The following is a 26,441-nucleotide window of genomic DNA, read 5'->3' on the forward strand; positions in this document are numbered from 1 at the left end:
GTTCAGATCACCCACTCATCCTCGAGGTCCCGCTCGGCTTCCTTACCGGGAGCCACCCGAACACCCTTGAGGTTGCAACCACACACCTCGGCATCATGACCCAGCACACACCCGTCGAGCCGTGCGTTCTCGATCTTACACCCTTCGGCTACGATGGTGTTGCGGACCTCAGAGTCGATGATCTCTACATCGTCTAGGATGACGGAGTTCTCGATTACTGATCCGTTAATTTCTGTCCTCTCACCCACGTACACGTACGGTCCGATCTCTGAGGATCGGAGCTCGGTCATCGGTGCGGCTACTACCGGTGGCTTCAAGTCGGTATCGGTGATCCGTGCTCCTACCACGGACTTCCCAGAACATTCATGCTCCATCAGAACGCGATGTGCTTCGAGGTAAGTTTCGGGGAGGCCCACGTCCACCCAGTATCCTTCGAACTTGAACCCGTATAGCAGGCCTTCCTCGGCGAGTTTCGGGAAGATCTCGCGCTCGATCGATACGGGGCGCCCTTCGGGTATGTAGTCCAGCACCTCCCGGTCCAGCACGTACGCGCCGGCATTGATGAGGTTCGAGGGAGCCTCCTCCGGCTCGGGCTTCTCGACGAAGTCGAGGATGCGGTCGTCATCGTCCAGGTCCACTACACCGAAGCGTGAGACTTCGTCTTCGGGTACTGGATACAGGGCTATCGTGGCGATCCCGTCGTGCTCACGGTGGAACTTCAACATCTGGCGTACGTCGAGCGAGGAGACTATGTCCCCGTTGAACGCTACGAAGGCGTCGGCCGTGGAGTCTCGGCACGCGAACTTGATCGCACCGGCGGTGTCGAGTGGCTTGGGTTCTACCTTCAGGTGAAGCTTCCTGGGGAGGGGATCGGACTCGACGTACCGCTCGAGCTTCTCGGAGCTGAAACCGGCGGCGATGTGAACGTGAACGACGTCACGGGGTAGGGAGCGGATCACCCACTCGATGAGCGGCTTACCCAGGATGGGAACCAGGGGTTTAGGCGTATCCCAGGTCAGGGGGCGCAGTCTTGTGCCGAACCCGCCCGCGAGCACCACCGCGTCCACGTTCAACGTTCGACCTCCCCTGACGCGCTACACGTGGTTCCACCAGCTTCGTGCTTCCGTGGTGTCCACGGGACCGTAAGCCTCGTCGACCAGGAGGTACAGCACGGGGAGGGTCTCGACGGGCGCGTTCGGGTCTTCGGGATCGACGTCGAGCCCGAGGTCCTCGGGCCGTACGACGGTGGCTTCGCCACCGGATCGCTCTTCGATCAAATCCGCGCCCTTCTCGTTCAGGCACAAGTAAAGCCTTTCGGAGTGATCACCGAAGAATCTACCGTGGAAGAGCTCGTCGGAGGTCGTCGCGAAGGCGTTCACGTCCCCTACCTCGATCGACTTTAGCGCGGCCTGCTCCGCGGCGACGTACAGGTACTTGTCACCGATGAAGAACACCTTCTCACGATCCCGCATCTCGAGAATTACGTCCTCCGGAACGCCGCGCTCCAGGCGGCGTTCCACCCTATCGGGGACGTCGGGGTCCACGAGGTCCTCGCCCGAGAGTTCCGAAGCGTAGGCGCACAACGCGAACATAGCCGACACGATGGTGCGGGTGTTGAGGAAACCTTCCTCGCGCTCTACCGGGAGGAGTAGCAGGTAGTCGGCGAGATCGGCCAGTGGAGAGTTCTCCTCACAGGTAACGGCCAGGATTTCGCAACCCAAGGCACGGGCGATCGAGTGGGAATCTTTACCCCCGGACATCGAAACTACGATCGCGAGATCGGCTCCATCAGCCCAAGCCGCCAGCCGTCCCGGATGCGATACCGTCGCGATGTTCAGCTCGTGGGTGAACAGTAGCGAGGCGTAGTGAGCCACGTGGTGACTACTACCTGAGCCCGTAGTAAGTATGAACTGATAAGATGATAATCGGGGTAAATCCTCAAATCCTAGGGTGAGCACTGCCCTCAGATCATCCGGGGTTCTCTCCACGTCATCCCTCATGTGCTCGCTCAAGCAGTACACCCCAGGTTACCCGATTATTCATCCAGTAATTCCAGAGTGTGGCGGCGGCGATACCGAAAAGGGCCGAAGCGATATAATAAATATGGAGAAGCTCGGTCAGCGTCCATAGGACCGCTGTGTTGATCACCAGACCGCCGGCACAGATGATGTTGAAGGCCGCGAGACGCTTTAGGAAGTTCAGCAGACCGGGGTCTCGACGGTCCCTCCACGTCCATAGATCGTTGAGGATGAAGTTCGATATTATGGAAACTTCAACGGCGATGATGTTCGACACGACGTAGTAGATCCCGACGACCTCCGTGAGGAACCACAGGAGGCCTAAATTGACGAACACTCCGGAGAGACCGACGAGTGAGAACTTTAGGAACCTCTCCGGGCCGTCGACGCCCGGCGTTCGCTCCAGTATGCGGAACAGGATCTTCAAAGCCCATCACCCGGGGGTCGATCGATGGGGAAGTTGTTCGGCACTTTCGGAGTCCGGGGTGTTGTGGGCGAGGATCTCACTGAGGACGTCGCCCGAAGGTTGGGACTCGCGTTCGGAACGTACCTCGGAGGTGACGCGGAAGTCCTCGTCGGCGGTGACACCCGGACCAGCACCGACACTCTCAAGGATGCTCTGATCTCGGGGCTAACCGCCGCGGGCTGCGACGTCGTCGATGTGGGGATCGCACCGACTCCGGCCGTGCAGTACCTGGTGGACGCCGAGGGGTTCGACGCCGGCGCCGTGGTGACGGCGTCGCACAACCCGCCCGAGTTCAACGGTATCAAGCTGTTGGGCTCGGACGGGTGCGGATTGTCCAGGGAAGATGAGCAGGAAATCGAGAGGATTTACTTCGAGGAGAACCCGGATCGGGCCTCGTGGGATCGTGTGGGTAACCGGGTTTCGGCGCCGGACCTGCTCCTGAACTTCGAGGAGGCCGTACTCGATTACGTGGGTGACTTCGACGGAGAGGGTCTGCGAGTCGTTGTCGACGCGGCGAACGGCGCGGCGTCGTCGGTCACGCCGCGACTCCTCTCGGAGCTCGGTGTCGAGGTGATCAGTGTCAACGCACATCCGGACGGGCGGTTCCCCGGACGTGAGCCCGAGCCGTCGGAGGAGAACCTGGAGACTACGATGAACATGGTGAGAGCGGCCGGCGCGGACTTCGGGTTAGCCCACGACGGGGATGCTGATCGACTGATTCTCATCACGGGTGACGGCGAGTTCGTCCCCGGGGACTACTCGCTGGCGATCGTGGCGGCGTGGGCGCTCGACGAGGGTAAGGGGAGTCAGGTAGTCACCCCGGTCAGCTCCTCGATGTGCGTACAGAAGGTGGTAGAGGACCGCGGTGGAGAGGTGATCTGGACGAAGGTGGGAGAGCCCGTCGTCGTGGAGGAGCTCAAGCGGGCGGAGGATCCCGCACTGGGTGGTGAGGAGAACGGTGGAATAATCTACCCGGACTTCCACCTCTCCCGGAACGGAATCATCACCGCCTTGCTGATCTGTAAGCTGGTCGCCGAGGTGGGATCGCTCGACGACCTACTGGCCGAGGTGCCCAAGTACCACCTGCACAAGACCGGTGTGGAGTGCCCCGACGATCTCAAGCCGAAGGTCATGGAGCGTGTCGAATCGCTGGTCGAAGAGGAGGAGTTGGAGGATGTCCTGACGATCGACGGCGTGAAGTTGTTCTACGAGGATGGTTGGGTGCTCGTACGGCCTTCGGGCACGGAGCCTTTGATCAGGGTCTTCGGAGAAGCGCGAGATCGAGAGACCGCCATCAGGCGGGTGGAGCACTGGAAGGAACGCGTCGAGGAGATCGTCTCGGAGCTGAAGGGGTAGCTGGATGGAGCGGCTGGAATGGCGTGAATCCTCACCGGCGGAGTTCTTCGAGCGGAACCGCGAGATGCTCGGGTTCGACGGACCCATCAAGAGCATGGTGATGACCGTCCACGAGCTCGTCACCAACTCGATGGACGCGTGCCACCTGAACCGCATACGTCCCGACGTGCGGGTGGTGATCCGACGCGAGGAGGAGAACGTGTATCGGGTGCGAGTGATCGACAACGGGCCGGGGATCCCGCCGGAGCGCGTGCCGAAGGTGTTCGGTAAGTTCCTCGCGGGAGATAAGTTCGACCCCGTCTACGGGATCCAGTCGATGGGCCAGCAGGGGATCGGAGCCGCCGGCGTCGCCCTCTACGCCCTGATCACCACGGGCGAACCCGTGCGCGTGCTCACATCCACCGACGGTAGAACCGCGCACTACTTCGAGGTCAAGCCCGATCCCTCGACCAACGAGCCGGTGGTCGTCCGGCGGGAGAAGCGACCCGCGAGCCGCCGCGGGACGACGGTGGAGGTGACCATCGGGGACGCCGTCTACGAGTCGGGTCGCCGCGGTCCCCGGGAGTACCTTCGTAGGCTGCACGCGGTGAACCCCCACGCCCGGATCTCCCTCCGCGACCCCGACGGTAACGCGCACGTCTGGGAGCCGCTGGTCGAGGAACTCCCCGACCCACCTCGAGTGCTGAAGCCTCATCCTCACGCCCTCGACGCCCACAAGCTCCTCCGGATCGCCGAGCGGACGTCCCGGAGGACCGTCCGAACGATGCTCGTCGGGGAGCTCTGCAGGTTCTCGGAGGCCCGGGTCGAAGAGCTCCGGGAGCGACTGGCGGGCCGTGTGGATCTGGAGAAGGACCCGAAGGAGTTGACCCGCGAGGAGGCCGAGCTCATCGTGAAGGCGCTGCACGAGATGGACTTCATGCGCCCGCCGTCCGACGTCGTTTCCCCGGTCGGAGAGTCGGCGCTGAAGGCCGCGCTGAAATCGGAGGGAGCTCGACTGGTCTCGGCGGTTTCTCGGCGGCCGCTCGTACTGCGCGATAACGTGATCCAGGTCGAGGTGGCCGTGGGTTACGGGGAGGAGGGGGATCTGTGGCGGTTCGCGAACAGGGCTCCGTTGATGTTCAGGGCGGGCGGTTGTTCCATCACCAAGGGCGTCGAGGAGGTGGATTTCGGCCGGTACGGTCTCGAGGAGGATCGGTTACTGATCCTGGTGAACGTGAACTCCCCGTTCGTTCCGTTCAGCGGGCCCGCTAAGCAGGAGATCGGTAGCGAATACGTCGAAGAGGAAGTAAAGCGGGCGGTACAGCGGGCGTGTCGGGAGCTGGGTCGTGAGGTCCGACGGCGACGTCGGGCCCGTCTCGAGCGCCAGAAGATGAAAAGGATCGATAGGAACCTGAGAATCGTGAGGAAGAAGGCCATCGAGATACTCTCGTGATGAGCTCACGACGGGGAGACCTAGTCGGGATGATCGACCCCTAGCAGGCTGAAACGGCGCGGGTGGAGGTAGCCGGCGGGGAGCGCGGGCTTCAGACCCGAGCCGATGATCCGCCGGATGCCGCGACCGCGCCACACTTCCTTCTCCTATTGTTACGTATCTTGAAACGTTTCCGTGCGGGTCAGGGGCGGGAGTACTCTTCATCGGTCCGCGGCTTGCATGATCATCATCCCTGGTTCGAGGCGAATCTCCATCGATAAAACTTCGTCCCTCGTAGGGTCAGGAGGGCGTCACTTGCCCGTCCACGCGGTCGTGGGCTTCGGGTACCCCAAGTACGACCCGGTGAGCTGGTTCGCGGAGCGTTCACTGATCGAGACACTGGAAGTGAAGACCGCGGAGTCCCGCTGCCTCGAGCTACGCGAGGGGTCGACTCTTCGCCTCGAGGCCCGGCGCCTCGGTAGGCGTGAGATGAGCGCGACCGCGCTGCTGGAACGCGTCGAAGAACCGGGAGAAGTCCACGTGTTCGCCTCGTCCTCGCTGAAGGGACAGACGGTCGATGGTGACACGGTGGAGGATCGTATGGGTGAGTACCTCGTCGATCCGTTGAACGATGTGGGGTTCGAGGTCGAGGTCCACTGGTCGTCGGCGTTCGATCCCCTGTCGCTCCTCCCCGAGCTCATCGACACCCTGACACGTCTCGACGATCGCGTGGTGCTGGATCTTACCCACGGTGTTCGTATCCAGCCCGCGATCTCGGCCGTGGCGGGAATGGCGGCCGCTCGATTGCCGGGCTCAGATATGGAGCTCGTTCCGGTGTACGGGGCCGCAGGGGTTGAGGTGAGGGAGGTCCTGAGGTGGTCGGACGGTGCGGACGGGTCTCGCGGGATCATCCTGGACATCCGTCGCCACTTGGAGTCCGCCATGGCGTTCAACAAGGTCGTCGATTACACCTTGGATCCCTCCCGAGAACACCTCGAAGAGCTGTGCGAGCTGACTGAAAGCGCGCTTCGAGAGTTGGACGTCCCCGATGATCGACTGGAGAGAGTTCGGGAGCTAGTGATCGATGAAGGGGCTCTGAGAGGCCTCGCCGACGCCCTCCGGTCCAACTACCCGCGGAAGGTCGTGAAGGAGGCGAGAAAGTGGGAACCGAAGTCGCCCGAGGACGTACTCGACAGGCTTCATATAGAAAGTTCCGGGAGGGAGCGGGCCGAGAAGTACCTCCGTGCGCTCTCGAACTTCTTAGCAAGGGCCCTGAATCCGTTCCTTCAGGGTCTTGACTTACCGAAGTCTCCTTGGAAGGCGGCCGTACAGCTCGCCGAGTGGCTGTGTGATCGCGGTTACTACGCGGCCTCGGTTCTGCTGCTCCGAGAGCTCGTGTACCTCAGGACGGTCTACGAGTGGGCCGAGGAGCACGGCCACGGGGAGCTGAAGGAGGTCGTCGAAGAGTACCTCAGGGCCCTCATCGATCCGGACGCGAGAAAACCCAGGGGAGTCTACGACGAGTTGTGCAGCACCATCGAAGAGGTTACCGACGGGGAGGCCGGGGATCCCGACGATTTGGTCAGGAAGATCGAACGGGAGATACTCAACCGATGATCTCTTTCACTTTCTTCACCAGATTCTGTGCCTTCTCGTCTGGCCTCCCAACGTCTTCCCTTACGTGTGCGAATGAGTTACGGACATCCCTGATTTCACACACCACCTCGATAAGCTCTCGCCGGTCGATCGAATAGTCGATTTCCCTTCTCTTCCCCCGGAAGAGACCGATCACGGCCGGACCCCCGCGACGTCAGGCATCCTCGGCGTTAGACCCGCTTCGATCTTCGGAAGATACGACAGTGTGAGATGTGCTCGTTCGGCGTGGTTCGGGAGGTGGCTGTGAATGGGTTCACGACTCATCGGACCGGAATTGTTACAAATTTAATAACGATTTGGGATTTGGCGCCGCGGCCCGGACTTGAACCGGGGACCACGGGATATCTGCGGCCCTCTCTTCATCGGGCCTTAACAGTCCCGCGCTCTACCTACTGAGCTGCCGCGGCCTCAATCCCGAGCCATCTGGAAACCTCCCTTACAAAAATATAATGCTTTCGGGGGGAGGTCCATGGCCGACCCGAGGGTGAGAGTGAAAGTCGTAGGAGTGGAGAAAGAGGACGTCAGGAAGCGCCTTACATTGCTGCGCCCGGAGCGCGATGTCGACGTGATAGTGGATGGAGTGTCCGGAGTGATGCGTGTGACCTCGGGGACTACCCGCCTACGCGTCAACGCCGGCGGCTCCGCGTTCCTCTCGTGTTCGGGTAGGATCTCGGAGGATGCAGCGGCAGTGGCTTCAGTGCTCCTCTCGGAAATCGGCGCGGACCGGAAGGAGATTCCGAGGTTCCTTTCGGCGGCGGTGGAGCTGGGGAGAACTACACCGGGGGGATGCGAGCTGGCGGCGGTTCTGCGGGGTAAGGACGTGACCGTGAAGTTCCGGAGGGACCCCAAGTCCGGCCGATACGCGCTGAAATCTAGACACGGGGTGCTGGTCAGGCGGACCCGATCGACGTGTGAGGTGGAGATCCTCGTCACGGTAACGGATCTCGATCGGGTCGTCCGGAAGGCGGGAAGGATCTGGGGACAGCTGGAAGATTTGGCGGGTGGTGGAGATCCAGAATACGTCCTCCTAAACGTCCTCGACGCACTGGGGAGGTGAGGCGACTGAGTTGGGTCCTAGAGATGATCAGGACGCTTCTGTGCATGTATGTAGGGGTTCTGATCGCGTCTTACTTAGGGTCCTCCGAAGCGTGTACCCGGTCGTTGCTCCGCGTACTGAAGCCTGTGGTCGGGTCCGGCCTCTACGGTCACGCCGCGTCGCTATCGGCCCTGAGTTCCTCTGTGGCGCTTTACGCGGCTCAGGACAAGGTGAACTCCACCAGAGAGGCCGTGGGTTTACTGCTCCTCCTGGCCTTCCCGACTTCCGTAGCGACGGTCCTTCAGTTTTACCTCCCCGTGGTCGTACCCGCCGTGGGCCCGGCGGGTCTCCTTATGATCGGCATATCGGTCGTGGGCGCCCTACTCACTTCCGCGTTCGGCCGTGTTCTACTACCTGGCCGTGAAGATGGTGATGGGCCGAGTAAGATCACGCTCGTGCGGAACCCTTGGCGCACTGCCCATAGTGTGTTCCTCAGGGTTGGGCCCGCCGTCGCCTTGGCGATGGTGGCGGTTAAGCTGGGTGAGGGGTACGGCGTGACGGAGTGGGTCGAGAGATTTCTTCACCCGTTGACTAGGTCCGTTGGACTCCCTTCGGACGCGTCTCTGGTGGTGTTCGGGTGTCTGATCAACGTGGCCGTAGGTGCCGCCTTAGGGGCAGATCTCTGGGCGTCCGGGAAGCTGCGGATGGAGGATCTGGCGCTCGCGTTGGCGTTCGGTAGGGCCCTTTCTTTGCCGAGGATTAACCTTCAGTTCCTGTTTCCTCCTGCCGTCACGTTCCTTGGCAAGAAGGGGTTGCTCGGGGCGACCGTCCGCACGCTCGTCGAGACCTTGGCGAACATATCGGTGGTACTGGCACTAACGGCGTTTGTTCACTAGGGCCCTGTTTTTTCGTCGGGGTTTCCTTCGGCTCGTACCCGGCCGCCCAGATCAGGGCGCGCGCCAGTAGCTTCCAGGCTCCCGTGCGTTCGGTCAGTTCCGGGTGCACGCCCAGTAAGACGAACCGACCCCGTGGTTCCCACTTGTCGCCCTTCTTCACGTTGTACCAGCCGAGCACCATCGCCCAACCACTGACGAGTTCGACGTACTTTCCGAACCCCTGTACGTTGATCCTGACCTCTTTCCCGTCTAGCCAGCACACTTTGTACCATCTGTTGTCGGAGATGAACACCGACCCGTCTTCCGCGGCCATCCCGGGACCGTTCGCGTAGTAATACTCGTAGACCTTCCCCCAGGTGGACTGCGGGGTGATGGGGTTCTGCTGGATCAGCACGGAGACGTACCCGTTCCCCCGGTTGCCGTCGATCGCCGTTACGCCGTCCACCACGAGATCCTCGCCGATGGCTCCTCGGTGCGTCACTCCGGCGTGTAGGTACGCACCCGCGCAGATGCCGACGTACCCGATGCCGAGGTCGATCTGCGCGTGATATAGCAGGTCGATCCAGTCGGGATCCCAGTGCCACTCGGGATGGTACCCGCCCGGAACGTAGATCACGTCGATGTGGGTGCCTGTGTACGGATCTCGTCCGGTCTCCAGGACGGTCCTCCAGTCCGACGGTGATGCGTAGGTGATCACGTTAATGTGATAGGTGCCGGCGTAGTTCGCGTTCCAGTACTCGATGGCCCTCAGCGAGCTTTCCACGCAGTTGGACGCGGCTCCGTCTCCCGCCCACATGGCGACGTTCACCATCGTCGATGAGACAGGGGCTAGGAGCGTCACGATCGCCGTCAGTGCGGGGGTCCACCTCACGTTAACACCCCCTCACTCCGCAGCCGGGATCGTTAATCAAACTACGGGAAACACGTTACACCGGTAGGGGACGTGTCGTGTCCTTGAGGTCGAAACTGGCCGACTTGGCCGGACTCCTCGCGCTCAAGGCGGTTCGGTTCGGGCCCGGTATGGGGCGGAGCTTTCCCGGATGGACCGTGATCAAGGTCGGCGGCTTCGACGCCGTTCGCGAGCTCGCACGGCGGCCGGAGTACGGAGTGGTGCTGATTACAGGTACCAACGGTAAGACCACGACCACCAGACTCGCCTGTGCGCTCCTAGCCGAAGATGCGGAGGTTTCGTGCAACTACGATAGTAACACAATCAACGCCGTCACGACGGGCCTACTCAAGGGTAGGAAGGCCGAGCTCGTGGTGACGGAGTACGGGATTCGCAGCCGTGAGTACGGGATTCCAGATACCGTCTGCGAGCTCGTGGACCCGCTGGCGATCGCGTACACAACTATCTCGAAGGAACACTTCCGGGAGAACGCGGACAAGAAGGACCCGTTCGGGGCGTACTTCGAGGCGAAGCGTCTCCTGGCGAGGCCCCTGAAGGACGGTGTGCTGGTGCTCAACGCGGATGATCCTCGGGTCACCTACATCCGCGACGAGAAGCGCGGTGACCCCGTGGAGTACGTTTTCTACGGTTTGGAGGTTGAAATCGAGGATCTGACGCCACCGACCGAAGAGCTCGAGTGTCCCGCGTGCGGCGGCGAGTTGGACTACGAGACCCGCTACTTTAACCATAAGGGACTGTACTCGTGTCGAGACTGCGAGTTCTCACGGCCTGACCCGGACGTCGCCGTGGTAAGGCTAAAGGGCGGCCCGGACGAGTGGGAGGTCACGCTGTCGTACGATGTGACCAACGCCGTGATCGGAGAACGACTGGAGGGAAAGGTCACCTATGAGCTACCGCTGCCCGGTCTCCATAACGTCTACAACAGCGTTTGCGCGATCTCCCTGTACCTCGCGGTTACCCCCCGGCCCGAGGACCCGGAGGGAACGATCCGACGGGTGATCGAAGGGTTGAACCCGCTCGAGTTCATTCCGTCGGGCAGGTTCGAGGTGCTGAACGTGGGTGGTAAGCCCGTCGGCGTCGGTCAGGGAGACAACGGGGACGCCTTCAAGGCCAACGCGAACCTGATGCTTTCGGTGGCGGGGGATGTAGGGGCCTGTGTGTATACCACCCCGGACGAGGGTGAACATCCGATCTTCGAGATGCACAGGATTATCCTCCGAGCTCTCGAACCAGACGAGCTATACGTGTTTCCTGGTAGGGAGTCCGTGAAGGCCGCGGAAGAGTACTACGAGGAACTGACCGAGGAGTTCGACGCAGAGTTCTACCCTATCCCGCACGAGCGGATGCAGGAGAAAGTCGAGGAGATGCGTAGGGTGTGTGAGGAGGCGGATGGTCCCGTGTTCGCCTCCGGGTGCGGGCCGGAGCGCGAGATGTGGGAAGCCCTGAAGAGGGAGCTCAGGGGCGGCTGAATGGGGCTGAGGCGCCTCCTGGGGCTAGTCGGGGTCGGGTTGATCGTTCTGTACTTCACTCTACTTTCCGCAGAGTATTCGGAGTTTCAACGCTTCCTCGGTGATCCGTGGGGAAGAGCCGTTTACGTCAAGTTACACAACCCGGACATCGCTCCGGGTACCCCGCACATCCGAACCCTGGTCGACTTCGCCAAACAGCACGGGTACTCCAAGATCCTCGTGATCCACAACGCCGGGAAGATCGGATACAGTCACTTCTGGTATCACGGGATACTCATCATCCAGCTGGGGTGGTACGACTACCGCACGGTCTTCGCACAACCCGAGTTGGGGTTGGTGATGGAGGACATCCTCTACGGTCAACGCCCTATGTTGGGTATCTGGATCGCGGATCGGCGTGAATACCGTAGTATGAGTGAAGCTGTAAACCACGTGCGCGACCTGGAGTCGGCCGTTCCCGGACGTACGATGGTGGTATGGCACGGATCGTGTCGTAACGGTAACCCACTTTGGAACCTCGGATGTGGTGCGGAACCGTACTTCTGGATCCTCTCGGCGTACGGTGGGCGTGTCCTCGCACTTACCTTCGCCGTTTTAGGTAACTTCGCCCCTATCGTCTTCTACGGGGATGCGGCGCTGGCGGAGCTCAGGAACTACGACAAGCTCCAGGCGCTGTACAACAGCGGGACCTTGAACCGCTACGCCGTAGATCCTTACCTCCGCAAGAAGCCGATGCCGATGGGACCGCGGGGCGTGTACGACTGAGAGGGGGTGAGGCCGGTGCTGGAGCCGCTCGCGGAATATCACTCGATCGATGACGATGAACTCGCGGCCCGGTTCATGGTAGCACGGACCCTCCCGGTCGAAACCACGGAGGGGGAGTTAGAGGACCTGTGGAAGGAGCACGAGGAAGCTATGGAGGAATTTCGCGCGAGGTGGGAGGAGCGTCCCGCACCCGGAGATATCGAGGAGACCTCGCCGAACCTCCTAGACTTGAAGCTGGAGATCGCTCGGAAGATCCTCCGTGAATGCACGTTCTGCGAGCGGAGGTGTCGGGTCGATCGAACCCGTGAGGACGGGTTCTGTCGGGTTCCGATCAAACCCAGGATTTCCTCGGAGTTCCTGCATATGGGCGAAGAACGCGTGCTCGTGCCTTCTCACACAGTGTTCTTCTGCGGGTGTACGTTCCGATGTGTCTATTGTCAGAACTGGGACATAGCCTTCCGACCGACCAACGGGGTATACGTTAAACCGGAGTCACTCGCCCGGGTGATCCGGCATCGACGATCTCAAGGTGCCAAGAACGTGAACTGGGTCGGAGGAGACCCCACACCGAACATTCACTACATCCTGGAGGTGCTCAGGCGGCTCGACGTGAACGTCCCGCAGGTTTGGAACTCCAACATGTACTTGACCGAGGAGGCCATGAGGCTGTTAGACGGCGTTATCGACCTGTACCTGACGGATTTCAAGTACGGCAACGACGAGTGCGCGGAGAGGTACTCGAACGCCCCGAATTACTGGGAGATAGTGACCCGGAACCACCGTGAAGCGGATCGGCAGTGTGGCCTGATCGTGCGTCACCTCGTTTTACCCGGTAACGTGGAGTGCTGTACGTTTCCGATCCTGGAGTGGATCGCCGAAGAGCTGGGTACGGACACGCCGTTGAACGTGATGCCCCAGTATCGCCCGGAGCACCGCGCGTACGAGTACCCGGAGATAAACAGGCGACCGTCCGCGGACGAACTGGAAGAGGCGTGGGAGAAGGCGAGGGAGCTGGGGTTCCGATACTACCGGCTTTAGAGGGATTCGTGAACTTTACCCGGTTCCGGTAGGCCGAGCTCCTTCCGCTCCTCGATCTCCTTCTGGTTCTTGTTCTTCTTCACCTGGGCGAGCTTTTGAATGAGACCGAGACCTGGCTTGACCTCCTCGATGCTCTTAACCTCCAGCAGACCCTGCTCCACCATGTCGTCGAGGATCTCCTTGGCCTTCTCCGTCCGCACGATCACGGTGCTCCAGCCGTCCGGTGAACCCACCGAGCCGGCGGTTAGATCGGAGAGCTCGGCGCAGTAATCCGTGCACACGTGGCACGGTTCACCCTCGAAGGGGTGCGTTTCGTCGATCGGGATCGACTTCACCTCGCCGTCCTTCGTGTACACCCAGAACTTACCGTTACCGATGTCCATCTTGGTGACCTCACGTATCCACACGCCGCAGAGCTGCTCGATGATGGTCTTCATACCCTCGTACGGGAAGTTCTCCATGCAGATGATCCCTATCAGTAGCTCGATCTTGTCCGGAACGTGCCTCATCCCGATCGGGCAGAGCTGTGCCTTACGGACGGCCCGGATCTGACACGGAGTCCCGACCATCGCTACTTTCTCGCAACCGTAGCTCCTCACGGCCTCCTTGAGGACGCTCACGTTGGGACAGTACGTGTACTTGGTTCCGGCTGCCTCCAGGACCTCGTCCGGGTCGGTGATGACCACTGGGCGTGGCTTCCAAGGCTCCTCGGGGTCGTCCGGGTCCGCGACGGCGGCGATCACGCCGTCGAACAGTCCCTCTTCAAGGCCGTAGATCATGACGGCGGAGGCGATACCTCCGTCCTGGGTGACCTTCGTGACCTTGCGCTCGGTCGAGCGGGCCGTGAACACGCCGAGGTGGTCTCCCAGCAGCTCTGGATCGCCCTTAACCATGATCTCATCCAACTTGCTCATGGTTACTCACCCCCCATGATTAGCTCCTTGATGGCCTCGTCACCCGGCCAGATCGTCCTCGGGCACTGCGTGAAGCACGCACCACACTTGATGCACCGGTTCTCGTTCACCACCGGTCTGCCGTCCACGATCTCGATCGCCCGCGTGGGGCAGGCCGCCGCGCAGGTGCCGCATCCCATGCACATGCTCTTGTTCACCACGTGGTACATCAGGTCGCAGCCGCAGTACTCCGTCTTACCTTCCGCCAGCTTCGCGAACGGCTCGAGCAGCTCCTCTTTACCCTCCAGAAGGAGCGTCAGGAACCGCTTGATAGCCTCGGGGGCTGGTGGACATCCCGGGACGGCGTAGTCGACGTCCGCCACCTCCGTGAGTGGCACGAACGCCTCGTGCGTGGGAGCCGCCTGCTGGTTCCCCCGCGAGAGTCGCATGAAGTTCCCCGTACTCGCGCACGCACCTAGTGCCACGATCGTGTCGGCGTGCTCCTCCAGCTCCTCCACTTCCTCCAGCATGTGCTCGTCGTTAAGGCACACCGCACCTTCTACTACGGCCACGTCGCACTCGGGGATCTCGCGCTCGTCCATGAGGGTCTGACAGTAGACCAGCTCGATGGAGTCCAGTATATCCAAAAGCCGCTCGTACGTGTCGGTTAACGACACCAGACACCCGCAGCATCCGGCCAGCTGCACGTAGGCCACATCGCATGATGACCTCGGCGTACTCTTCGTTTTCGCCCTCGATAGCCTTCTCCACCATCGGACCAACCCAACACCCCCGAAGGGGAAGAAAGGTGGGAAGAACGGGAACGTCGGGAACGTAGGGTCAAGGGTGCCAAGGGTGAGGTGAGGAAACCGGCCCCCCACGTGGGGGGCGGTCGCGCCGCGGGTCCCCGTTTCGGGGTTCCCCGCGGCGGTCATCCCGATAGTCGGTTTTAGGCGAGCTTAACTACCGACTCCCGGATCTTCTCCCGGGAGTCGGCGTCGCGGACTTCCTTCACCACGTGAGCGGCACACGATGCTCATATGTCGTAACATCGCATGATGACCTCGGCGTACTCTTCGTTTTCGCCCTCGATAGCCTTCTCCACCACCGGGAAGTTCCACGTGGAAGCCGCGATGATGCGATAGTCCTCGACGATACCCTTCTCGTTCACCTTAGCGATGTGCACGTTGGTGCCCCGTGGGGCCTCGTGAACTCCGATTCCGACTCCTGCCTTCGGCTCCCACTCGGCCAGGGTCTTGCCGCTGGTGTTGAGTTCATCCAGGATCGTCATCGCCCGGTCGATGGCCGCGAGTGTTTCCTGTGACCTTAACACGTGGATGTACAGGACTCCGCGTGGGTCCACCCCGTCGAAGAGTATGTACCTGGCTCTGGGTCCGACTTCCACCGGAACACCGTCGTAAAGCGGGATCTGGCCCCGGTGCTGGTACGCGACTTCCTTGTGCTCCTCTCCGTAGTACTCGATCGGAAGCAGCTCCACCACGCGGTCCATGTCCAGCCGGTCGGGATCCCCATAGGTGGGATGCGTCGCCAGGAACGGCTGGTCGTGTCTGCCGAACTCGTCGATGTCGAGGTCGTTCTCGTCGCCGAACCTCTCGACGATGTTCACCATGAACTCGTGCTGCTCCATCATCAGCTCGCGCGCCTCACGTAGCCTGCGGTAAAGCTTCCTACGCGCGGCTTCCGAGATGTTCTCGGCCATCCCTCCGATCCTGATGTTGGGTGGATGGATTCCCTCACCTCCGACCACGTCCACCACGTACTGTCCGATCCGCCTGATCTGCTGGATCCTCTTGACCGCCTCGACCTTCTCGCTCTCATCCTCAACGAAATCGTCCAGTACTAGCAACTGATGGAGCACGTGAGACTGAATCCTGTTACCCAGGGCGCAGAGTTCCCGCAGGAGTTTCCCGTCCTTGGGAGGTTCGATGCCCATGGCCCGCTCGAAGGCCTCGGCGGATGCGGTTCCGTGCGTCGCCTGGCAGATTCCGCAGATCCTCATAACGGCCACCTGAACGAACTCCGCGGGCCTTCCCTTCGCCAGCGCTTCGAAGCCTCGGACCGCCGAAGTGTTCAGGTAAAACGCACGCTCCACGTAACCCTCGTCGTCGACATATAATACTAGCTTAGCGTGACCTTCATGTCTCGTGGTCGGTTGAATCTCCACGGCACCTTCCGCCAACGCCTCACCCCCATCGGCCCGTCCCGACGGCCACGGAAGAAGAACATAAAACTCGGGTGTGTTCAGTGATCGAGTAGAGGCACATTTAACGGTTGAATACCCTGTCCGTCCGACGACGAGAGGGTTACGCGGATTGAGTCAAAGTGTCTTGATAGTAGACGCGCTGGGCGCAGGGAAGGGGTGGAGGACTAGATCCAGAGACGTTATCGGGGCGGGTCCTAGGACCGTCGCATCGCTACTGGAAAGTGATTATGAAGTATCGTTGATTACTTATGAAGATCTGCAGAAATTAGGACTAGATAGTGTTATGGATTACGATACCGTAGGTGTCAGTATAATGACCGGCGACGAGCGGGCCGCCCGGAGGATGTTCGACCACACACGTTCTCGGACGTTTCGGTTCATCGGTGGTCCCGGAGCCGCCGATCCGAACGCACTCCTCAAGACTGGAGCCGACGCGGCCGTGATCGGTGAAGCCGAGGAGACCCTACCTGAACTCTTGGAGGAGCGTGGACCCGTCCGCGGCGTGTACTTCCGGAGGGGAACCGAGGTGGACTTTCCGGGTCCTAGGCCCATTTCCAGGCGATTCACCCGGGTCAATCCGGAGTACATCCGTGCCTACGCACACCGATGGGCCGCACGCGTTTACGTCGAGATCGTCCGCGGGTGCAGCAACTCCTGCAGGACGACCTTCGAACTGCCCGACGGCCGCAAATGTTCGGGATGTGGGAACTGTCGGGAGGGTGAAGGTGGGGAGCGATGGGAATGTCCCGAAGGTATTCCACCGGGTTGCGGGTTCTGTTCGGTACCCTCGATCTTCGGGCCGACCAGGTCGAGACCGTTGAACGAAGTGGTGCGGGAAGTACGGGGGCTCGTCCGGGAGGGGATCCGTCGGGTAGTTCTCAGCGCCTCCGACGTACTGGATTACGGTCGGGGCGACTTACTGACTGATCCTCGGACTCCGCCCCCGAACGTCGAGGCCTTAAGGCGCCTCCTGCGACGAACATCGAAGCATGTGGACGTGCTCTTCGTCGAGAACGTGAAAGCGTGCTTATTGAACCGTGAGATCGCGGAGCTCCTCGGTGAGTACTGCCGCGGTACCTCGGTGAGCGTAGGTGTGGAGACGGGAGACCCGAGGCTGCTCCGCGCGATCGGGAAACCCTCCACGTTGAAGGAGGCGTTGCGTGCGATCCGTCTCCTGCGGAGGGCCGGTTTACGGCCTCATGCCTACTTCGTGTACGGACTACCCGGGCAGACGATGAAGTCCGCGAAACTCACGGCTAAAGCCATGAAACGAGCCGTCGAGATGGGAGCCGAGAAGATCACCGTGTACAGGTTCCGACCGATTCCCGCCTCGGCCTTCGGAGATTTCCCTCCGGGTCCCAGTCCACGTAACGACGAGGCGAGCCGGCTCATTGCGGACACGGCGCGTCGTTTGAACGAGGCGCTGAAACGTAGGATGATCGGCAAGAGAATCCGCGTATACGTCGCCGAGCCCGACCTACGCCGGCCTCGGGACGCGATAGGTTGGCCGGTGAAAGGTGGTCCGAAGGTTCGGCTTAAGGGAGCTCGGGAGTTAGTCGGCACGGAATGTGAGGTAGAAATCACGGGAGTAGTGTCGGACAAGGTGGTCTCGGGTAAAGTAGTGAGGATACTGGAAGAGATCGACGTGGAGGCGTTAGAGGGACGAGGGGTTCCTGGCTGAAGTCGGGTAGTACGGGACGTAGGTGTACCACCGCGCGAGCCACCACAGATGGCAAGGTCCGCGTCCGGGTCTGCCCGGGCCACCGCGCCATCTGCCCCGTCCTCTCCACCTCATCGTTAGGTGCCCCTAATGGACGGGTTTCGGGAAAACGTTAAACGTTTCGGTCCTCGCCGCCCCCGGGCCGTGGTGAGAATTCCTTTAGCCGACGCTCGGATGACGAGTACTCCCCAGGCCGAGCCTCCGTCGGACTCCAATCCCCCACGTCCGAACGCTCCATAGCGTACTCCGCTACCGCCTTGATGATCTCAGCGTAATCCACGGTATTCGAGCGTGTACCACACCGGGGACACACGAGCCTGACGGACTCGGGATCCTCTCCGTCGAGAGTGGGTGGATTCCCGCACTCGGGACATCTCAGGTGTCGGACGAACCGGAACACCGGGCATCCCCGACCGCGCTCGCACCTCGTGCACAGGTGGTACTCCCGGGCGCAGGGTACCTCCGCGTTGAGAGCGGGCTCAAGGTCGACGGAGAGCCCCAGGTGGGGCTCGATCACCGCCGCGTCGACGTCCAACTCCCGGACGAACCACGGGTCGTAGGCGATCAAGTGCACGGGTACCACGATCCGAGGCTTCGCCTTCCGGCACAGCAGTTCCAAACCCACTCGGTCCAGGTGCCCGGGCACGCCGGAACACTCCGAGATCAGAACGTCCGCCCGCGGTAGACGGGCGTCTAAGAACGTCTCGGGGCTCACATCACCCGTGAAGAGCACCCGGATACCGTCCAGTTCCACCAGGTACGCCACGGCGCCCGGACAGTGGCCGGTTTCCACGGTTTCCACCACGATCTCACACCGGTTCGGATCCTCGGGTCTGTAGTCAAACCTCCGCTCGATTCTCTCGGCCGCACCGGGGTGCGCGAAGGGTTCCCCGTACTCGCCCCCGTGTTTGGCGTGATCCGTATGATGATGTGTGACCAGGGTGTAATCGGGATAGGGCTCCCCGAACCGTGAGAACAGGCCCGGTGCCGACTTCAGGTCCTCGGGTAGTTCGGCCCACGGAGGCACCCTTCTGTTGTACCCGGGACGCCAACCACCCGGATCGAACAGGACCTCGATGTCCGTCAGAGAGATACCCACGACCGCACCCGGAGTAGCCCCGAACAACCGGACCGGTGACCAGATCTTGAGCTTCATCCACCTACCCCAGTGCGCTCTCGATAGCGGCGGCGAGCTCCGCCACACGCTCCGGAGGTAGATGGAGCGGACGCTCGGATAGTAGGTCCTCCGGGAGCTCTTCCAGTACCTCTCGAGCCTGCTCGCGATCGGTCGCCCACTCGTGAGCGGAGAGGAGTAACGCGTTCCTCACCGTTTTGTTCTTGTGCTGGAAGAGGGCTCGACACACGGATTCCAAGGTGTCCGGATCCACATCGGGGCGCTCCTCCTCCGACTTGGGCGTCAGGCGGACCACGGAGGAGCCCACGCGCGGGGGAGGGATGAAGGCCCTGCGGGGTACCCCTCTGAGGAGCTCCACGTCCGCGAGCAGGTTCACCATCACGGTGAGGCGGCTGTACTTCTTGGATCCGGGTTCGGCCACCATTCGCTCGGCGAACTCCCGTTGGTAGGTCAACACCGCGACGTCGATGTCCAGCTCCAGGAGCTTGAACGTGATCGGAGACGAGATGTTGTAGGGGATGTTGGCTACGACCTTGTTCACGTCGTCCGGAACGTCGTACTCCAAGAAGTCGGCCCGTACGATCTCGAGGTTGGGGGCCTCACCGAGCTCCCGCTTTAGAATCTCCACCATGCGTCCGTCGAGCTCGACGGCGATCACTTGACCCGCTCGGGTCATCAGGTAACGGGTCAGGAGACCGGGTCCGGGGCCTATTTCTAACACTATGTCGTCCTCGCGTACCTCCGCCGCCTCCACCATGAACTCCAGGATATTATCGTCTACCATGAAGTGCTGGCCCAAGCGTCGCCTGGGACGGATCCCGTACTTGGATCGCAGGTACGCGAGGTACTCAACGCTTCTCAACGCCGACGGACACCCTCGGTCCCAGGACGTCTACGGTGACGACTGTTCTCGGGTCGTTCAAGTTAACCTCGCGACCGACGGATGTAAGTACGTCCCCTATGAACACCTCGGCTTCACGTGAGGAGGAGAACGCCCCGGCTCGTGCGATCCGGGCCCTGACGGCGAAGGGGTCGAGGATGCGAGGTTCGATGTCCTCGAGGATCCTTTCCCTGAGCTCGTCACGGTCGAACTCGCCGCTGATCAGGAACCGTCTGATACGGAACACGGGGAGCTCTTCCTTAAGGAGCTCGACGGCTTCGTCGGGGTCGCCCCTGGTCACCATTATCTCGACTCGACCTGAGAGGTTCTCGGGGGCTGGGGCGATATCGGCGTCGAATCCACGCCCCGTCAGCAGGCAATAAACTCGGGCGGCTACGTCCTCCTCGGTGAGATAGGGGTTACCCCCGAACGTCAGGAGCACGTCCAACCGGTCCACCGGGTCGTAGCCTAACGGCTCATCGGGGTGGACCTCCACCACCTCCACGCCGCTCCTGGCCAGGTAGTAGGGACCGAGACCTCGGCCTCGGCCGAGGTATACGACGCCCGCCACACCGGCTTCCGCGAGTTCCCGAGCGCAATAGAGGCACGGTCTGGCGGTCACGAAGACCACCTTTCCTTCGACGTCGTGTCGTCGTACTAACTTACGCTCGGCATGCTCGTCGTCGGCTTCCTCGACGGCTACGATCTCTCCGCCCTCCAGCAAGGCCGCTGTGACCGTGCGTTTCGGAATTTCGTTCAGGATCTTCTTCACATCCACCGTTTGCCCCGCTAGGCTCACCTTCATAACGTCGCTCCCCTGTAACTACCACAGGGAGATTCGAGATGCCGGAGCGCCTGTACGTTAGGGACTACATGGTCGTAGGTGTCGCTCAGGTCCGGATGACGGACACCGTACGAGACGCCGTTCGTGAGATGGCCCGGGCCGGCGTACATGGATTGGCCGTTGTGGGCCTTGACGGTGAGCTGGTCGGAGTGCTAGAAGAAGAGCACATAATGGATCTCGTGGTGGAGCGGAGGGGAGATTGGGCGGATATCCTCGAGACGCCTGTCGAGAAGGTGATGAACCCTGAACCGGCTATCGTGTAGCCGGGCGACACTCTCCTCGACGCACTGGAGGAGATGGAGCGCAAGAAGACCACTCGAGCTTTCGTGGTGAGCTGTGAAGGAACGCCCGTCGGCGTCATCAGTGTCACGGATATCCTGAGTGCGATCATTCAGAGCTGATTATCGGCAGTATACGCTCCTCCGCCATCTTCGCCACGGTGAGGTAGGTATCCAGCGACACGGGAAGCTCCGGTGCTGAGCCTAGCTGGCTGGGTATCCGCGGGTGCTCCGGGGTCACCGGGTGCCGGTCGTGAATCTCCTCCCCGAGGGTCAAAGCTAGCTCTTCGACGCGCAGGCCCATCCTCCTAGTATCTTCTTCGAACACCTCCACCACCCTCACATCGGTGTCCTCCCGTACACACTCGGTTACCCAACCTTCGCATTCCTCACGCGTGCACAGCAGTATGACGTCCTCTACGCCTAATTTCTCGAAGGCCTCCATCTGCGTCCAGAAGACGTAGTGACACTCGCCCTTCTCGTCCTTCCAGAGTTTCCTCTTGGACCGCTTGGTCCGTCGCTGTAGGAACCACATGTACGAGAAATCGAACAAGGGTACGTTCAGGAGGGCCGACAAGAAGTGTGCGTACAAACTGCTCTGGATATCCACGTATCCCACCGCGAGGTCTGAGCTCCTCCATCCTATCTCGGCCGTGATCCCGTCGACACCCCAAGCCATGACCCTTGGGAGGTACTTCCAGTTGAGCCACCACACTTTCACATCTTCCGGTATTTTCTTGAGCGAGATCACTCTGTTTGCGGGGATCGCATCGAGTTCGACGATCTCCCGGCCAACGCGCAGGTAAGGCGAAACGACGGTATCGGCTTCTACTTCCTCCACCAGGTTCGTTGGAGACGAAACCGCGTTCCTCGCGGCGCAAACCGTCGCTGTCTTGGCCAGTGCGAGCGCGAACAGTGCCCGTTTCAGTTCGGTACGGCCGAACACGTACGAGATGCGGCCCATCGAGTACTCCAGCTCGAGTAACGTGGGTGAGTCGACCTCGAAAATCGGTGGGATCGCGACCTCCGACGGGGCCTCCTCGCGTCGGCTCGTCGAGACCGATAACTCACGAAGCCTGCGCCTGAACTCACGGACCGCGGACAGTAGGCGGTCCTCCAGTCCGCGCTCCGGCTCTTCTTCCCTCTCGACGTGGACCCGGATCTCCATCGGCCCTTCGGCAACCCGAGGTGAGATCGTTACGTTCTCTGGAACGTTAAGGCGGACTTCCATGGACTCGTCCTTCGAGAGTATCAGGAGATGTTCTCCGTGCCAGACGACTCGGCAACCCTCGGGTACCTTGATTTCGGCGGAGTCGAGAGAGTCAAAGGCGCGAGAGAGGCAGGCGACCAGATTAAGTACGGGGTTATCGGCCTCCTCCATCCCTGAACAGCCCGGCCCTTATCAACCCTTGATCAATTTGACGACTTCGCCCACACGACGGCCGGTATTACGCGCCGTTTCGATACCCGTTTCATCCTCCTCCACGTCTCCGGGCTCGAGTCCTACGCCCGCACCACCGAAGTGCGCCGTGGGGTCCGAGTCTCCGACCACGATCATGGCGTGGATCATGAAGAAGTTCTGGATGTCCCGTAGTGTGTGCTCCTGACCTCCGTTACGGGCACCTCCTATGGCGATGGCTCCCCCGACTTTGTCTTTCAACTCCCAATTTATCCTCAGTGGGCGTGTTCTATCTATCAGCGCCTTCAGTTGCGCACTCACGCCGCCGTAGTACACGGGGGAGCCCACGATCATCCCGTCACACTCGCGCATCAGCTCGTAAACGTCCTGCATGTCGTCATCTATGGCGCACTCGCCCGTTTCCAGACACTCGCCACACGCTTCGCAGGGGGAGATATCCAGATCTCGCACGGTGATGAACTCCGTCTCCTCACCGGACACCTCCTCCGCGGCCTCGAGGGCGATCCTCACGAGGTACTCCGTGTTCCCTTCCCGCGGGCTCCCGGAGATGCCTAAAATCATCCTACGTCGCACCCCCGGGGTTTCGAGTTGAGACGCGTCGTGATACTATGGAACCCGGACGACCCAGCCTCTAAAAACATCGCGGAAAGCCTGACCGAGGACGCCGAAAAGCTCGATACCGAGGATCTCCAACACTACACCGTCGAAACCTGGGAACGTGACGGTGTCCGCTTCCACCTGACCGCCGCCCTCGGCGATCTCATCGAGGAGGACGAGGCACGGGAACTCGCCCGTAAGTTCGACGTCATCGTGTTCGCCTCACGCCACGAGAGCAGGACGAAGAAGCCCTCACTCACCGTGCACGTACCCGGCAACCCGACCCCCGAGGCCAAGTTCGGTGGTAAGCCGCTGGAGGTCTGTACGGCCGATCCGGCGGGTATGAAGGCCGCCCTCCTCGAGCTCAAGCGTTTCCGGGACAAGCGTGGCCTGGATTACGACGTCTGCTACGAGGTAACGCACCATGGACCCCGCGATCCGGGGGCTCCCTGCTTCTTCATCGAGATCGGTTCCGACGAGGAGCGCTGGACGGACGAAGAGGCCGGAGAGGCGTGCGCCCGCGCGATACTCGCGGCCGTCGATCCACCCGACGTCAAAGCCGTGGTCGGCTACGGCGGTGGACACTACGCTCCCGCCCATACCGACGCGGCCCTCTCCAATCGGAAGCTCGCTTACGGTCACATAGTGCCGGACTACGCCGTCGATCACGACTACCTACGCGATCAGTTCCGCGAGGTGGTCGACAAAACCCCTAGAGCCCGCGAGATTATCGTCGACGACCGTAACCTCGATTCCGGGATCGTGGAGCGGCTCGAGGATCTCGTCCGCGATCGCGGTCTCCGTCTCCGTGACGTCGAGGAGGTGAAGTGAGTGATCCGCCGCGGGCAGAACCTCGAGGGTCCGCCGGGCCGATACCGACGGATCGGTGCGGTCGTCCGAGTCGGTCCTTACGCCCTTTTCCTCACCGTCCGTGGCCCGAGACCCGCTCCTAAGAAGGTCCGCGTCGACGGGATCCGCTGTCCATTACTCCGCGAAGAACCCGGGCTCAACGTCGCCGTTTACGCCTTCGAGTTCCCCGAGATCGTCAAACCGGACGAGATCGCCGAACCCGAGCTCGGTGAGGCCACACTCGAAGCCGGGGACGAGTATCCCTGCCGTATCGAGGATGTCGACAGGAACAACCTCCGGATCACCATCCCCTCCTACCTCCCACGGCCCGGCGACGCCGGCGCCCCGATAGTCCAGAACGACCGCGTCGTCGGTATGCTCGCCTCCTATTGGCTCAACGATATGCTCGGAATGGGGCCCCGCGCCGACGTCGCCCTCCGCGAGATCGTCGATTACCTCCGCCGTCGGACCCGCAGCTCCACCGCGTAGTGGTCCAACGCCGGGGAGAAACTCTTCACGCGCCGTACTTCCAGTACCTCGCCCTCAAAACCATCCGGCAGCGCGTTCAGCACTTCTCGGGCCACCCGGTCCTCTCCCCATCGCTTCTGGAACACCTCGTGTACGACCAGGACTCCACCGTCCCGTACCGCCCGACACGCGTACGGCAAGAACTTCAGCGTCCCCTTCAGATACCCCATCAACACCCGGTCCGCCGCCCGCACGAACCGTGCCACCTCTCGACAGTCCCCTAAGAACACTCGTACCCGCCCTTCCACACCGTTCAGCCGCGCGTTCTCCACCAGGTACCGGCACGCCACGGGGTTCAGCTCTGCCGCTATCACCTCCGCCCCCGCCAGTGCCGCCGGTAGCGTGAAGTAACCGATCCCGGCGAACATGTCGAACACAAGCTTTCCTTCCAGGTCCGATTCCAGCAGCCGGCGGCGCTCCTCCAGGTTCCCCCGTGCGAACATCACCCGCGTCGGGTCCAACTTGAACCGGATTCCCAGCTCCCGGTGCACGGTTTCCGCGTTCCGATCCCCCGCTACGACCTCCCCAACCGGCTCTCGAAACGTTCCACTCACGCGGCGTAGCGCCACCACCGATCGCGCCCCGGTCACCTCACGGAGGATCCGTCCCACCTCCCGTCGGTACGCCCACGCCCGCTCGTCGAACAACCGGATGACTACCACATCGCCCAGCTCCTGCCAACGGTGTGGTACCGAGTCCGCGACATCCGGCAGTTCCTCCTCCAGTCTCCGCGCGAACTCCTCGCGGGACAGCACTTCATCCCCCCGCCAGCTCGGCCGCCAGTCGCAACGCCCGTGCGTAACCCGACGCCCGCTGCGCTCGTGAGGTATCCACGAACACCACACCTCGTTCGAGCGCCGCCAGCACCGGTGCCCCATGACTCCGGAAGCCCGCCACCAGCGACAGGCACCGGAACGTCAGGTTCCCCAGCACCCCGTTCACGAACAGTACGACGTCACGTTCCAGTGCTTCCTCCACCAGAATTCCGACGTGTTCCACCTCCATCCCGCGCTCCTTCAACAGCCGCGCGACCAACTCCCCGTCCGCCAACCACCTGTCGATCTCCGACCGCCTACCGAAGTCCTCCAGTCGTCCCGAGGACACCACTGCGACCGACGGTTCCCTCCGAGTCAGCCGTCGGTGGAACCTCGCGGCCAGCTCCCCTAACTTCACCAAGGATTCCACCTCCCATCCCTCGTCGATCCCCACCGGGGCCAGCAGCACCCGTCGACCCTCCGCTTCGAGCACCGTCGACCGGCCCGTGAACGGTAGGTCCAGTGCGTCGACAAGCTCCCGTACACACCGTCCCGATACCGCCCCCCGCACCGCCGCGTCCAACCTACCCTCGACGAGGTCCTCCACCAACGCCCGCCCCGGGTCCTTCGCGCGTACTTCCTCCACATCCGCGTCGAGCTCGACGTTGTGGTACACCACGACGTCCACGTCCGCGCGTTCCACGGCTTCCAGCACGCGCTCCGCGGCACCAGGCACGTCGCCGGACAGCGCTATCCCGACCCTCATACGGACACCCCCGGCGACCTCCACCCCTCCCGGAGAACTTACCGTCCACGGTCCGACAGCGACCGGCTCGGGCACGCGACCGCGCTCCCTGATGACCGTCCGGGGCGCCCCTCCGACGCGTGGCTGAACGTCACACGTCTCCGTGCGTCACGACGGCATCGCTATTAACCGGCGGGCCCACCCGGGACCTCCCGGGAGGGTGAGGAGAGACGGCCCTGGCCGACGTCGATGAGGAGGCTCGGGCAATTCCGACGGCCTCGCCCTCTCGGATTCCCTCGAGAGGCGACGGTCGGTAGTACCACTTACGTACGGCTTCCGCACGGTCGTCGAAGGACCGTATGGTGGTCTACGTATTACCATCCGGCTATCGTCGTATAGTGGGTGCGATCTACCACTACGGTCTACGTACGGCTCGCATACCGTCGGCGCATCGTCGTCCGACGGTTACGGGACGGTTGGGTCGGTGAAGGGCATCGCAGCGACCGCCCTGCCGACCGTCCGAAACGCCACGTGTTTGGCGGAAAAGGAACC

The 26,441-nt window shown here is 61.8% G+C and carries 27 protein-coding genes, 1 tRNA gene and 1 pseudogene; 13 read left to right on the forward strand and 16 right to left on the reverse strand.

Features of this window, described 5'->3' with window-relative positions; all coding sequences use genetic code 11:
- Positions 1 to 2: 2 nt before the first annotated feature.
- From MK_RS04845 to MK_RS04855, 3 genes are read right to left on the reverse strand one after another with little or no spacing between them, the layout of a single operon-like run.
- Complete coding sequence (locus MK_RS04845) at positions 3 to 1,067, reverse strand: sugar phosphate nucleotidyltransferase (RefSeq protein ID WP_226988731.1); 1,065 nt, start codon at positions 1,065 to 1,067, stop codon at positions 3 to 5.
- A gap of 27 nt (positions 1,068 to 1,094) precedes the next feature.
- Positions 1,095 to 2,012, reverse strand: coding sequence for an SIS domain-containing protein (locus MK_RS04850; RefSeq protein WP_148679636.1), 918 nt, complete (start codon positions 2,010 to 2,012; stop codon positions 1,095 to 1,097).
- The gene (locus MK_RS04855) at positions 1,990 to 2,445 is read right to left on the reverse strand and encodes a GtrA family protein (RefSeq protein ID WP_011019287.1); all 456 of its coding nucleotides are present in this window, start codon (positions 2,443 to 2,445) and stop codon (positions 1,990 to 1,992) included. Before MK_RS04855 ends, MK_RS04850 begins: the two co-directional genes overlap by 23 nt.
- A gap of 24 nt (positions 2,446 to 2,469) precedes the next feature.
- Here MK_RS04855 and glmM point away from each other — a divergent pair, with 24 nt between their 5' ends.
- The 3 genes from glmM (at position 2,470) to MK_RS04870 (ending at position 6,868) form a co-directional block, all read left to right on the forward strand.
- On the forward strand, positions 2,470 to 3,840 hold the full coding sequence (glmM, locus tag MK_RS04860) for a phosphoglucosamine mutase (protein ID WP_011019288.1): 1,371 nt from the start codon (positions 2,470 to 2,472) through the stop codon (positions 3,838 to 3,840).
- 4 nt (positions 3,841 to 3,844) lie between these two features.
- Positions 3,845 to 5,272, forward strand: coding sequence for a DNA topoisomerase VI subunit B (locus tag MK_RS04865; protein ID WP_011019289.1), 1,428 nt, complete (start codon positions 3,845 to 3,847; stop codon positions 5,270 to 5,272).
- A 294-nt stretch (positions 5,273 to 5,566) separates the two neighbouring features.
- The gene (locus MK_RS04870) at positions 5,567 to 6,868 is read left to right on the forward strand and encodes a TM1812 family CRISPR-associated protein (RefSeq protein WP_011019290.1); all 1,302 of its coding nucleotides are present in this window, start codon (positions 5,567 to 5,569) and stop codon (positions 6,866 to 6,868) included.
- Here the strand turns inward: MK_RS04870 and MK_RS04875 are convergent.
- Entirely contained in the window at positions 6,858 to 7,043 is a 186-nt protein-coding gene (locus MK_RS04875; RefSeq protein WP_011019291.1) for a hypothetical protein, read from the reverse strand. The genes MK_RS04870 and MK_RS04875 overlap by 11 nt on opposite strands.
- Positions 7,044 to 7,211: 168 nt before the next feature.
- A tRNA-Asn gene (locus MK_RS04880) sits at positions 7,212 to 7,314 on the reverse strand.
- Between the two features lie 62 nt (positions 7,315 to 7,376).
- Here MK_RS04880 and MK_RS04885 point away from each other — a divergent pair.
- Entirely contained in the window at positions 7,377 to 7,964 is a 588-nt protein-coding gene (locus MK_RS04885) for a hypothetical protein (RefSeq protein ID WP_148679638.1), read from the forward strand.
- Positions 7,961 to 8,839 carry a hypothetical protein gene (locus tag MK_RS04890; RefSeq protein WP_148679639.1) on the forward strand — a complete coding sequence of 293 codons (879 nt, stop codon included), beginning with the start codon at positions 7,961 to 7,963 and terminating at the stop codon, positions 8,837 to 8,839. Before MK_RS04885 ends, MK_RS04890 begins: the two co-directional genes overlap by 4 nt.
- On the opposite strand, the gene MK_RS04895 is transcribed toward MK_RS04890, so the two are convergent.
- On the reverse strand, positions 8,733 to 9,710 hold the full coding sequence (locus tag MK_RS04895; protein ID WP_011019293.1) for a hypothetical protein: 978 nt from the start codon (positions 9,708 to 9,710) through the stop codon (positions 8,733 to 8,735). The genes MK_RS04890 and MK_RS04895 overlap by 107 nt on opposite strands.
- Positions 9,711 to 9,787: 77 nt before the next feature.
- Between MK_RS04895 and MK_RS04900 the strand changes: the two genes are divergently transcribed.
- From MK_RS04900 to MK_RS04910, 3 genes are read left to right on the forward strand one after another with little or no spacing between them, the layout of a single operon-like run.
- Positions 9,788 to 11,218, forward strand: a complete 1,431-nt coding sequence (locus MK_RS04900) for a Mur ligase family protein (RefSeq protein ID WP_011019294.1) — start codon at positions 9,788 to 9,790, stop codon at positions 11,216 to 11,218.
- Positions 11,219 to 11,983: a hypothetical protein gene (locus tag MK_RS04905; protein WP_011019295.1), complete on the forward strand. Its 765-nt coding sequence runs from the start codon at positions 11,219 to 11,221 to the stop codon at positions 11,981 to 11,983.
- 15 nt (positions 11,984 to 11,998) lie between these two features.
- Positions 11,999 to 13,021, forward strand: a complete 1,023-nt coding sequence (locus MK_RS04910; protein WP_226988614.1) for a radical SAM protein — start codon at positions 11,999 to 12,001, stop codon at positions 13,019 to 13,021.
- Here the strand turns inward: MK_RS04910 and frhB are convergent.
- The 3 genes from frhB to frhA form a co-directional block, all read right to left on the reverse strand.
- A complete protein-coding gene (frhB, locus tag MK_RS04915; RefSeq protein ID WP_011019297.1) occupies positions 13,018 to 13,935 on the reverse strand; it encodes a coenzyme F420 hydrogenase subunit beta in 918 nt (305 codons plus the stop codon). The two genes, MK_RS04910 and frhB, sit on opposite strands and share 4 nt — an antisense overlap.
- Positions 13,936 to 13,937: 2 nt before the next feature.
- Positions 13,938 to 14,630: a coenzyme F420 hydrogenase subunit gamma gene (gene frhG, locus MK_RS04920; RefSeq protein ID WP_394296049.1), complete on the reverse strand. Its 693-nt coding sequence runs from the start codon at positions 14,628 to 14,630 to the stop codon at positions 13,938 to 13,940.
- 233 nt (positions 14,631 to 14,863) lie between these two features.
- Positions 14,864 to 16,114 carry a coenzyme F420 hydrogenase subunit alpha gene (gene frhA, locus MK_RS04925; RefSeq protein WP_011019299.1) on the reverse strand — a complete coding sequence of 417 codons (1,251 nt, stop codon included), beginning with the start codon at positions 16,112 to 16,114 and terminating at the stop codon, positions 14,864 to 14,866.
- 133 nt (positions 16,115 to 16,247) lie between these two features.
- On the opposite strand from frhA, the gene MK_RS04930 reads away from it, so the two are divergent.
- Positions 16,248 to 17,819, forward strand: a complete 1,572-nt coding sequence (locus MK_RS04930) for a B12-binding domain-containing radical SAM protein (RefSeq protein ID WP_011019300.1) — start codon at positions 16,248 to 16,250, stop codon at positions 17,817 to 17,819.
- A 151-nt stretch (positions 17,820 to 17,970) separates the two neighbouring features.
- Here MK_RS04930 and MK_RS04935 read toward each other — a convergent pair whose 3' ends face one another.
- Genes MK_RS04935 through MK_RS04945 form a run of 3 tightly spaced genes read right to left on the reverse strand, consistent with a single transcriptional unit; the run spans position 17,971 to position 20,651 of the window.
- Positions 17,971 to 19,014, reverse strand: a complete 1,044-nt coding sequence (locus tag MK_RS04935) for an MBL fold metallo-hydrolase (protein ID WP_011019301.1) — start codon at positions 19,012 to 19,014, stop codon at positions 17,971 to 17,973.
- Between the two features lie 4 nt (positions 19,015 to 19,018).
- A complete protein-coding gene (gene rsmA / locus MK_RS04940) occupies positions 19,019 to 19,855 on the reverse strand; it encodes a 16S rRNA (adenine(1518)-N(6)/adenine(1519)-N(6))-dimethyltransferase RsmA (RefSeq protein WP_011019302.1) in 837 nt (278 codons plus the stop codon).
- A complete protein-coding gene (locus MK_RS04945; RefSeq protein WP_158295941.1) occupies positions 19,842 to 20,651 on the reverse strand; it encodes a THUMP domain-containing protein in 810 nt (269 codons plus the stop codon). Before MK_RS04945 ends, rsmA begins: the two co-directional genes overlap by 14 nt.
- Positions 20,652 to 20,716: 65 nt before the next feature.
- Here MK_RS04945 and MK_RS04950 point away from each other — a divergent pair, with 65 nt between their 5' ends.
- Both MK_RS04950 and MK_RS09465 read left to right on the forward strand, forming a co-directional pair.
- Positions 20,717 to 20,980, forward strand: coding sequence for a CBS domain-containing protein (locus MK_RS04950; protein WP_011019304.1), 264 nt, complete (start codon positions 20,717 to 20,719; stop codon positions 20,978 to 20,980).
- A gap of 12 nt (positions 20,981 to 20,992) precedes the next feature.
- A pseudogene (locus MK_RS09465) lies at positions 20,993 to 21,118 on the forward strand (CBS domain-containing protein); the annotation flags it as partial.
- Here the strand turns inward: MK_RS09465 and MK_RS04960 are convergent.
- Both MK_RS04960 and MK_RS04965 read right to left on the reverse strand, forming a co-directional pair.
- Positions 21,105 to 22,376 carry a hypothetical protein gene (locus MK_RS04960; protein ID WP_011019305.1) on the reverse strand — a complete coding sequence of 424 codons (1,272 nt, stop codon included), beginning with the start codon at positions 22,374 to 22,376 and terminating at the stop codon, positions 21,105 to 21,107. The pseudogene MK_RS09465 and the gene MK_RS04960 overlap by 14 nt on opposite strands.
- 21 nt (positions 22,377 to 22,397) lie before the next feature.
- Positions 22,398 to 22,976, reverse strand: a complete 579-nt coding sequence (locus MK_RS04965; protein ID WP_011019306.1) for a flavodoxin family protein — start codon at positions 22,974 to 22,976, stop codon at positions 22,398 to 22,400.
- A gap of 27 nt (positions 22,977 to 23,003) precedes the next feature.
- On the opposite strand from MK_RS04965, the gene MK_RS04970 reads away from it, so the two are divergent.
- Positions 23,004 to 23,843, forward strand: coding sequence for a D-aminoacyl-tRNA deacylase (locus MK_RS04970; protein WP_011019307.1), 840 nt, complete (start codon positions 23,004 to 23,006; stop codon positions 23,841 to 23,843).
- The gene (locus tag MK_RS04975) at positions 23,844 to 24,350 is read left to right on the forward strand and encodes a hypothetical protein (RefSeq protein ID WP_148679643.1); all 507 of its coding nucleotides are present in this window, start codon (positions 23,844 to 23,846) and stop codon (positions 24,348 to 24,350) included. It abuts the gene before it with no gap.
- On the opposite strand, the gene MK_RS04980 is transcribed toward MK_RS04975, so the two are convergent.
- Both MK_RS04980 and mtxX read right to left on the reverse strand, forming a co-directional pair.
- Positions 24,314 to 25,144: a class I SAM-dependent methyltransferase gene (locus MK_RS04980; RefSeq protein ID WP_011019308.1), complete on the reverse strand. Its 831-nt coding sequence runs from the start codon at positions 25,142 to 25,144 to the stop codon at positions 24,314 to 24,316. The genes MK_RS04975 and MK_RS04980 overlap by 37 nt on opposite strands.
- A 1-nt stretch (position 25,145) precedes the next feature.
- Positions 25,146 to 25,910 (reverse strand): methanogenesis marker protein Mmp4/MtxX, encoded by a 765-nt coding sequence (gene mtxX, locus MK_RS04985; RefSeq protein WP_011019309.1) that lies wholly within the window; start codon positions 25,908 to 25,910, stop codon positions 25,146 to 25,148.
- Between the last annotated feature and the right edge of the window lie 531 nt (positions 25,911 to 26,441).

The sequence above is a fragment of the Methanopyrus kandleri AV19 genome (genome assembly GCF_000007185.1).
Taxonomy (GTDB): domain Archaea; phylum JAADCQ01; class Methanopyri; order Methanopyrales; family Methanopyraceae; genus Methanopyrus; species Methanopyrus kandleri.